A 3,122-nucleotide genomic window follows, 5' to 3' on the forward strand; every position below is an offset into this window, starting at 1 on the left:
GCCGATGTCACATCCACCGCGCTGGAAGTGCCGCTGACCGATTTTCAGCGCTTCCGCGAACAGCATCCGCGCACCGGCGAACGGATCATGCGCAATCTCGCGCAGTTGCTAGCCGACCGCCTGAGGGTGGCCACAACCCAGGTGAATTTGCTGACGGCGACCTAGGCGTAGCTCAGGCATAGCTCGGCGAATGCGCCATCATTCTGAAAATATTGGCGTTGCGATTCTTGCCGAGGATTTCACGGGTACGATCGCTTGACTTGGCGGGGTCGCAATAGTCGATGCGGGCCATTTCTCACCTTTTTTTATGCGTTCTGGTTGTTGGTTGCAGGCAGTACTATCGAACATACGCGTTTCAGCAACCACAATAATCCATCACTCATATTGCTGCTTTGAAAATTCCATCACAGGCGCACAAACCGGCTGCGCGCGGGCCAAAATGAAGCCGTATTGCTGCTCGACCTTGATGCCGTCGTTGTTCGCTGAAGGGGGACTTGATCACGGCGAATAACGTCGGGGGGCATTCCGAGAAGAAAAACTGGCCGTCATCTGCGCGTTTGCGCAGCCATGAGTCATGCCCGGGTCTAGGGAGAACAGCATCGAGCAAGTAACCGGGAGGGCAGCCTCGGAAGCGTACTTACAAACACTGGCGATGACGGCACTGCTCGTCATCGCCGATTTCTTTCCTTCATTGGGAGTGAAGTTCAAGCCCGCGGTCGTCGGCGGGCAGCGAACGCGACGAAGCAGTCCAGCCCAGTAGTATCGCGTCGAGCTGGCTTGCTTCGCCACGTCGTCACCGGGGCGCGCATTGGCGCGACCCGGTGACTGGCAATCATCCCAGGATCACCCCTGAAACATCACCGCATCGACCACGACGCAACCCTTGCCGGCGCTGTCCAGCAGCACCGGATTGAGGTCGAGGCTCATCACCTTGGCCGCGGGATCGCCCATCAGCTCGCCGATCCGAACCACGGCATCGCCGAGCTTTTCGATATCCATCGGCGGCTCGCCGCGCACGCCCGAAAACAGCGGCGCTATCCGCAAGCGCCCCAGCGCTTCCATCGCCTCTTGCTTCGTGAAGGGCGGCAGCAGCAACGCGGTATCGCGAAAAATCTCGACATATTTGCCGCCGTCGCCGACCGCCACGACCGGACCGAATACGGGATCGCGATGCGCGCCGATCATGATTTCGCGCCGGCCGCCGGCCATCGCCGCGATAATGACGCCGTCGAAGCGCGCCGCCTGCTTGCGGATGATGCCTTCCATCTCGGCCCAGGCTTCGCCCGCGTCCTCGCCGGTGCTGACGCCGAGTTTGACCAGCCCGAGTTCGGACTTGTGGGCGATATCGGCCGAACATCCCTTGACGACCACCGGGCCGCCGATCGCGGCAAATGCCGCCACCGCCTCGGTGCGCGACCGGCACAGCCGATACGGCACCACCGGAATGCCGCGCGCGGCCAGCAGAGCAAGGCTGTCGGCTTCGTTCAGCATGGTCGTGGCCTGTGTTGCGATCAACGGCTGCGGTGCCAGCGCGCCTCGTGCCTTGCGGGCGAGCGCGCGCGCCATCAATTCCCGATGGGCAAGAAATTGATGCAGGGCGCTGACCGCCTCGGTCTCGGTTGGAAATACCGACAGGCCCTCGCCCGCAAACTGATCGGCGACGCTGCGCTGGGTCGCCGCGATCACCAGCGGCTTGCCGGTCTTTTGGCCGAATGCCGCCGCATCCCGGGCAAAGGCTTCCACGTCATAGCCGGGACCGGCAACGGGAATGCCGATCAGGAAGGCGTCGGCCGCCGGATCTTCGGCAATCACCGGCAGGATGTCGCCGAACAGGGCGCTGTTGGACAACAGCGCCGCCGTGAGATCGATCGGGTTGGTGGTGGTGGCAAAACTCGGCAGGATGCCCTTGAGCTTGCCGTCAGTCTCCGGCGCAAGTTTTGCCATGGGCATGCCGACGGCCGTTGCCGCGTCCGCCGTCAAAACGCAGACCGCGCCGGAATTGCTGATCGCGACCAGCCGCCTGCCCCGCGGCTTCCAGCCTTTCAGATAGAGCTCCGTGGCTTCGACGAGGCCGCGCATGTCCGGCGCGCGCCAGATGCCGTGATGTTCGAAGAAAGCATCGACCACGCGGTCCTCGTTGGCGAGCGCCCCGGTATGGGATTGCGCGGCCTGGCGGCCGGCTTCGGAGCGGCCCGATTTCAACGCGATGACCGGCAAATCGCGGTCGAGCGCCGTGGCCGCGAGCTCTTCGAGATATTTTTTCTCCGGGATGCTTTCGAGGTAGAGCAGCAGCAGTTTTACTTCCACGTCCTCGGCGACGGCGACGGCGAGCTCACCCACGGAAATGTCCGCATCATTGCCGGTGGCGTGGGTATGGCGGACGCCGATGCCGCGCTGGCGCAAGAACCCGACCGGCACCGTCGACAGCGCGCCGCTCTGGCTCAGCATCGCGACATGCCCTTCCGATCGGTCCATGTCCATGAACATGGTGGAGAAGCTCGCGATCGCGCCGGTGCCGAAATTGGCCAGGCCTTGCGAATTCGGCCCGACAATGCGCATGCCGGCCTTGTGCGCGACCTCGACCATGCGCCGTTCCTTGGCCTTGCCGGCGACGGCATCGACCTCGCCAAAGCCGGACGCCATCACCACCGCGACCTTGACACCATGCGCGGCGCAATCGGCGACCGCGCCGATGGCGTTGTCGCCGGCGACCGCGACGATCACCATGTCGGGCGCCTCCGGCAGGTCATCGAGGCTCTTGTAACATCTGTGTCCCTGCACCTCGGCGCGCGATGGGTTGATCGGAAAGATCCTGCCCTTGAAGCCGAACTTGTCGAGGTAATGCACCGGCCGGCCGCCGACCTTGTTGGGATTTTCCGAGGCGCCGATAATGGCGACCGAGCGCGGATCGAGGGCGGCTTTCAGACGGCTCATGCTGTTGTCCTTGCGAAATAGGGAACCAGACGACCGGCGAAGGTAACAAACCGCGCGGTGACCCGGTCGCCGATGGCGAGATCGATATCGCCATGGGCCATCATGCGAAAGCCCTCTGCTGCATCGACCAGAACGATATTGTAGGGAATATGCGCGCGGCTCTCGGGCGTGGCGGCGCGGCACACCAG

At 63.4% G+C, this 3,122-nt stretch carries 2 protein-coding genes; both read right to left on the minus strand.

Annotated features, from left to right (window positions below; all coding sequences use genetic code 11):
* Window positions 1-843 precede the first annotated feature (843 nt).
* Window positions 844-2,934, minus strand: coding sequence for an acetate--CoA ligase family protein (locus ABSG20_RS33480; RefSeq protein ID WP_423868722.1), 2,091 nt, complete (start codon window positions 2,932-2,934; stop codon window positions 844-846).
* Window positions 2,931-3,122: PhlB family protein (locus ABSG20_RS33485; protein WP_490338355.1), on the minus strand; the 192-nt coding region annotated here is incomplete at its 5' end. The genes ABSG20_RS33485 and ABSG20_RS33480, both read right to left, overlap by 4 nt.

Source organism: Bradyrhizobium sp., assembly GCF_049512235.1.
Taxonomy (GTDB): Bacteria; Pseudomonadota; Alphaproteobacteria; order Rhizobiales; family Xanthobacteraceae; genus Bradyrhizobium.

What these genes read in the sequence shown, in the direction of transcription:
- ABSG20_RS33480 (WP_423868722.1), bottom strand. Translation starts at nt 2,934, where the DNA reads ATGAGCCGTCTGAAAGCCGCCCTCGATCCGCGCTCGGTCGCCATTATC.